The 5,711-nt window shown below is 47.1% G+C and carries 5 protein-coding genes; all 5 read right to left on the reverse strand.

All coding sequences use genetic code 11. From position 1 onward, the window contains the following. Window positions 1–50: 50 nt before the first annotated feature. The gene (locus tag V7126_RS23960; RefSeq protein WP_335499888.1) at window positions 51–1,349 is read right to left on the reverse strand and encodes an alpha-glucosidase/alpha-galactosidase; all 1,299 of its coding nucleotides are present in this window, start codon (window positions 1,347–1,349) and stop codon (window positions 51–53) included. A 30-nt stretch (window positions 1,350–1,379) separates the two neighbouring features. Beyond that, window positions 1,380–2,201: a carbohydrate ABC transporter permease gene (locus V7126_RS23965; protein ID WP_373688050.1), complete on the reverse strand. Its 822-nt coding sequence runs from the start codon at window positions 2,199–2,201 to the stop codon at window positions 1,380–1,382. Window positions 2,202–2,210: 9 nt separating this feature from the next. Beyond that, window positions 2,211–3,137 (reverse strand): carbohydrate ABC transporter permease, encoded by a 927-nt coding sequence (locus V7126_RS23970; RefSeq protein ID WP_335499894.1) that lies wholly within the window; start codon window positions 3,135–3,137, stop codon window positions 2,211–2,213. A 15-nt stretch (window positions 3,138–3,152) separates the two neighbouring features. Next, the gene (locus V7126_RS23975) at window positions 3,153–4,409 is read right to left on the reverse strand and encodes an ABC transporter substrate-binding protein (RefSeq protein ID WP_335499897.1); all 1,257 of its coding nucleotides are present in this window, start codon (window positions 4,407–4,409) and stop codon (window positions 3,153–3,155) included. Between the two features lie 107 nt (window positions 4,410–4,516). After that, window positions 4,517–5,560 (reverse strand): LacI family DNA-binding transcriptional regulator, encoded by a 1,044-nt coding sequence (locus tag V7126_RS23980; RefSeq protein ID WP_335499899.1) that lies wholly within the window; start codon window positions 5,558–5,560, stop codon window positions 4,517–4,519. Window positions 5,561–5,711 lie beyond the last annotated feature (151 nt).

Here is a 5,711-nt window from a genome sequence, read left to right on the forward strand (position 1 = left end):
CTTGACAGGGTGCAGTTCAGGGTAACCCTTTCGTTCCGGTTTTTTTATGCCTATCGAAACGCCGGCAGCCAGTCGCCATGAGCCTCGATCAGCTCGTCACACATATTGACGATATCATCGATCGACAGTTCCGACGCCGTGTGAGGATCGAGCAATGCAGCCTGATAGATGTGCTCTTTCTTTTTCGTCATTGCAGCTTCAATCGTCAAGAGCTGTGTGTTAATATTTGTGCGGTTTAAAGCCGCAAGCTGCTCAGGCAGCTCGCCTGCGATGCACGGGGTAATCCGGTTTTTCTCCGCCACACAGGTCACTTCGACGACTGCCTTTTCCGGAAGGTTTGTAATCAGCCCTTTATTCAATACGTTCCCGCCGAATGTGAACGGACGATTCGTTTCCATCGCTTCGATTATTCTTGAACTGTACTCCATCGACCGCTCGTGCGTCAAATTCTGATTGCCGACGATCTCGCCGCGCATCTCTTCCCAGCGTTTGATCTGCTCTTGGCATCTCCTCAAATACTCGTCAATCGGGATGTTGAGCGCTTCAATGAGCTCCGGATATTTGCTTTTGATAAAATAAGGATGGTATTCGGCATTATGTTCGGATGATTCTGTCACATAGTAGCCGAATTTATCCATCAGCTCAAATCTGACCATATCGCCGTGCTTTGTTTTCTGCTTTTCCTTCGCTCTTTTTTTGATCTCCGGATATAAGTCCTCGCCGTCTTTTTTGACTTCGAGCAGCCATGCCATGTGATTGATGCCGGCGATTTTTTCTTCGATTCCGTCATGCTCCATGCCGAGCGACTCAAACAGATCTTTTGTACATACTTGAACGCTGTGGCACAGGCCGACCGTTTTCACATCGGTATAGCGAAGCATCGCGCCGGTCAGGGAAGCCATAGGATTTGTATAATTCAAAAACCATGCGTCTGGAGCGACGCTTTCGATATCCTTCGCCATCTCCAATAAAACGGGGATCGTCCTGAGCGCCCTGAAAATCCCGCCGATTCCGACCGTATCTGCAATCGTCTGTTTCAGCCCGTATTTTTTCGGAATCTCAAAATCGATGACGGTGCTCGGTTTATAGCCGCCGACCTGAATCGCATTGATGATATATTTCGCCCCGGCCAGCGCTTCCTTCCGATCATCGTAGGCGCGAATCGAAATCGTTTCATTGTAGCGGTTCCTTAAATGTTCAAGCATATCCTTTGACTCTTTCAAGCGCCGTGAATCGATGTCGTACAAAGCAAATTCAAACCCGTCGAGGGCAGGAACCATCAGGCAGTCTCCCAATACGTTTTTCGCAAAGATCGTGCTTCCCGCTCCGATAAAAGCTATTTTAGACATTCATTTTCCCCCTGTTGATCAATTTGTGATTCATCCTTTAAGTGCTCCTGATGACAATCCTTTGATAAAGTACTTTTGCAGGAATAAAAACAAAATCGTCATCGGCAGCATCGCCATCAGCGAGGCGGCAGCCACCAGATGCAGGTTGTTCGCGTTTTGGCCGAAAAAGCCGGCAATCGCAACGGTAAGGGTCTGCACTTCTTTATCCTGCAGGAAAAAGATCGAAAATTGATAGTCATTCCAAATGAAGACGCAGGCAATAATGCAAACAGTCGCTGTTACCGGCTTCAGCAACGGGAAAACGATGTTAAAGAAAATCCCCATCGTACCCGCCCCGTCCATCCTGGCAGCTTCCTCCAGTTCTTTCGGAATGGTCGAACGGATAAAACCGGCATATAAAAAAATCGCGAGAGGCATATAAGCCGCTGTATTGTTCAGAATCGCTACCGCATGCGTATTCATCATCCCGAGCTCCACCACCATTTTGTATAAAGGAACCATCGACGATAGCGGCGGGATGATCATGATGGCGATAAACAAAAAATAGACGGCCTGATTCAGCTTTGTCCGGCGCCGGGCAAGCGGATATGCGGCCAGTGAGCCGATGAAAATGAGCAGCAGAGCGGAAACGAACGTAATGATCGCAGTATTGATAAATGAGTTTGTTAAACCGGCTTTATCCCACGCTTCCGTAAAATTGGCGATACTGAATTCTTCGGGGAGCTTCCACTTCGAGCTGAAATCCCCCTTTTGTTTCAGCGCCGTCGTAAGCAAAATGTAGAACGGAACGAGGTGCAGGACTGCAATAGATAAAGCCAGCCCTGTCAATAGGATGCGTTTCTTTTTTTGCATACATTCCATCTACGCTTCCACCTCCTTGCGTTTAAAATAGATGAGAGCCGAAAAGCTGATCACAAGGATCATTACCGCCATGAAGACGCCCTGTGTCGCCGCATATCCCGCATCCTGCCTCTTAAAATACAAATCATACATAAACGTCGACATTGATTGTGAAGCATTGCCCGGACCGCCGCCCGTCAGCGCCAGAATGACATCGAACAGCTTTAATCCGCCGATGATATTGATCACCATGTTGATCGTCACCGAAGGCATCAAAAGCGGAAGCGTAATCTTCCAAAACTGCTGAAAAGCGCTGGCCCCGTCGATTTCAGCTGCTTCGTAAAAGTCTTTCGGAATGCTTCCCAGTCCTGCCAAATAGATCACCATTGCAATGCCCACGAATTGATACGAATTGACGAAAACGATAAACCACGGGTTGATTTCCGGGCTGCTTAATACGTTTACCGGGCCGGCGCCCAACAGCTTCATCACATCATTCAATGCGCCGCCTTCATAGGAAAAGAAAAAATACCAGATATATCCCATAATGAGCGGGCTGATAATTACCGGCAAGTAGACGATCGTTCTCATTACAGCTTTCATTTTGACGCTTTGAAACAGCAGGAGGGCATAAAGAAGCCCGACCATATTTTGCAAAATCGTACTGCCCAGCCCGTACAAGAGGGTGTTTTTGACAACAAGCCATGTAGCCGGATCGGCGAGCATCCGTTTATATTGGCTAACCCCCACCCATTCGTGCGATTGGGAAAAGCCGTTCCAATTCGTAAACGTGATTTTGATCCCGTTTGCGAACGGATAGATGATAAACACTGAGACAAGGAAAAGAGCCGGAAGATACATCCACCAGAGCGAGGCGCTTTTCTTCCATGACGGCCTTCTGCTTTTTCTTAGAACGGCAAGGCTTCTTTCTTTTGCTAATTCGCTCATCTCTTCACCTTCTTTTTATTGGCCTTTCAGCCTGATGTATTCGTCTTTTATTTTTTCTGAAACCTGCTTCGGCGTTAGTGTGCCGGCAAGCAGCTCCTGCCCTGTCGTCCCCATGACGTCCCACATCCCGCTCGGCAAATAAACGCGGTCAAAGTAGGGCTCGATTTTCATATCCCGATATTGTTCGTAAAACTTAGAATAGTAGTTGTCAGCCTTGGTGTTGGTCAATGCTTGAGGAAATGAAGTGGCTTCAGCGATCTTTTTCGCATTTTTTGGCTGTGCGGCAAATTCGATAAACCGTTTTGTTTCCTTCAAGTGTTCTGAATCTTTCCAGACAGCGATTGTATGACGCTCTCCTCCGATCCAGCTCGGTTTGTCTCCTTTATGAATGGCGGGTGTCGGAATGATGCCAAGCTGTATATCCGGATTGACTTCTTTCGTATCAGGGCCGATCGAGGTAGTCGAGAGGGTAAAGCCGATTTTCCCTTGAGCCATCAATTCGACAAGCTGGGAGGGTTTCGCCGTCAAAATATCTTCGTTAATGAGTTGTTTCTCCTGCATTTCTTTAAAGATCTTGGCCAAACGCGCATATTCGGACCAATCAAATGTCCCTTTCTCAAGCGCTTCTTTTTCATTGTGCTTTTCATCTGTGATTAGAAGAGGGGTGGCAAGCTGATCATAAAACTGTGCCAGTGAACCCTTGTCTGAACCGGCAAACCAAAACGGGATCACGCTGCCGCTGCTTTTTTCTTTGATCGTCACAAGCGCCTTCATCAGTTCGTCCAGCGTCTCGGGCGGCTTGATATGATATTTCTTTAAGAGGCCGGCGTTGTAGGTGATTCCGTCCTTTGCCTGATTGAACGGATATGCGTATACTTTCCCCGTTTCATCTTTCAAAATCGGTTTCAGGCCGGGGTCAAGATGTTTCGTCCAATTCATATCCTTCAAATCGGCAGCATATTCTCCGTAGCGGATTTTCGCCCAGCCGTGAGTATCGAATAAATCAGGCATATCGTTTGCCGCCATCTTTACGCGAAGCATATTTTCATAGTCTGCGCCGGGAAAGTTGATATCGATCTTGATGCCTTCATTTTCTTTTTCAAAATCATCGGCCACGCTTCTGAGCGCTTTTTTTTCATTGTCATTGGTCATTGTTGAAAACAGCGTCAGCGTGATCCCGCCATTCTGCTGTCCTGCGCTTCTTCCCGAGCAGCCTGCTGCCGTACCGGCCAGCAAAACGAGGAAAATAAAAGAAAACATTAATTTTTTCATCAAGCTTCACCTCATTCCTTATGATTCAGATTCCAAAAAAAAGCGCTTTCATTTTTGGTTTACTGAAATTTAGTAATCACCTCCTTCATAACTGCGGCCTGAGGATTTCAGCATTGCCGCCTGTGAAACCCGCAGCTTTCTCTAATGATGAGCTCCGAGGGAACAGTGACTTGCAACGGAAGGTTTCTTCCTCTCATACGGTCGAGCAGCAATTTGACGCCCGTCCGCCCCATTTCCTCTGTGGGCACTTTTACAGTCGTTAAAGCAGGATTCGCATATTTGGCCGCTTCAATGCCGCTGAAGCTGACAATCGCCACATCGTCGGGAACCTTGAATCCCGATTCGCGCAAAGCCCGCAAAGCGCCGATCGCCATTGAATCACTGGCAATGAAAAAAGCATCAGGCACTCGGTTTTTCGCAATCGCCTGTTTCATCAGTTCATAGCCCTCCTGCATCGAATACTCGCCGACATAGATATTGTCGGAGCTTTCCGCACCGGTCAACTGCATAAACGTTGTCAGCCGCTTATCTTCAATTTCAACCGCTTCCGTTTTGCGGTCGCTTGCCCGAAAATGCTCTTTCTCCCGGCCTCCGATATATCCGATGTTTGAATAGCCGAGCGATATCAGATGAGTGAGTGCCCGTCCCGTGGCTTTTTGAAAATCGACGACAACGGAATCGTACTGCTCTTCGCCGTCTGTATGGTTGATGTATACAATGTTTTTTAAATCGCCGATGCTGTGCTTCAAACCGGCAATATTGATTCTCCCGATCACGATCAAACCGTCGACGTCCGACACAGGCTGATTGAAGCGGATGCTGCTTAATTGAATAAATTTCGTGATAAAGACCCCTTTTTCAAAACACTCGCTTTCAATTCCCTGTCTGATCGAATAAAAGTACGGATCATTCAATTCCTCTTCCTGCGACTGACAGACGACAATGCCGATTCGCGGGCTTTCCCCGCTTCCTGCATACTCATGTTCATTGCGGCGCCTGCGGTTGTTTTTATAGCCGAACCGCTCTGCAATATCCAGGATCCGCTGCCTTGTTTCAGGTGTAACTGATAAAGACTGATCGTGGTTGAGCACTCTTGAAACCGTCGTTGCAGAAACCTTCGCTTCCATCGCGATATCTTTTATAGTTGCCATTTTAGCCCCCTTCTGTAGACTCCATCCAATTTCACTAAATGTTTACTAAAGACATCTTAACAAACAGAAAGAATGTTTTCAATATTAAAAATATTTTGATTCAAATAAAAAAGCATTTGGTCAAATCCAAATGCTCAGCTTGTAGAGAAAA

Origin of the sequence: Bacillus sp. JJ675, assembly GCF_036963165.1 — a bacterium.
Lineage (GTDB): Bacteria > Bacillota > Bacilli > Bacillales > Bacillaceae > Bacillus > Bacillus glycinifermentans.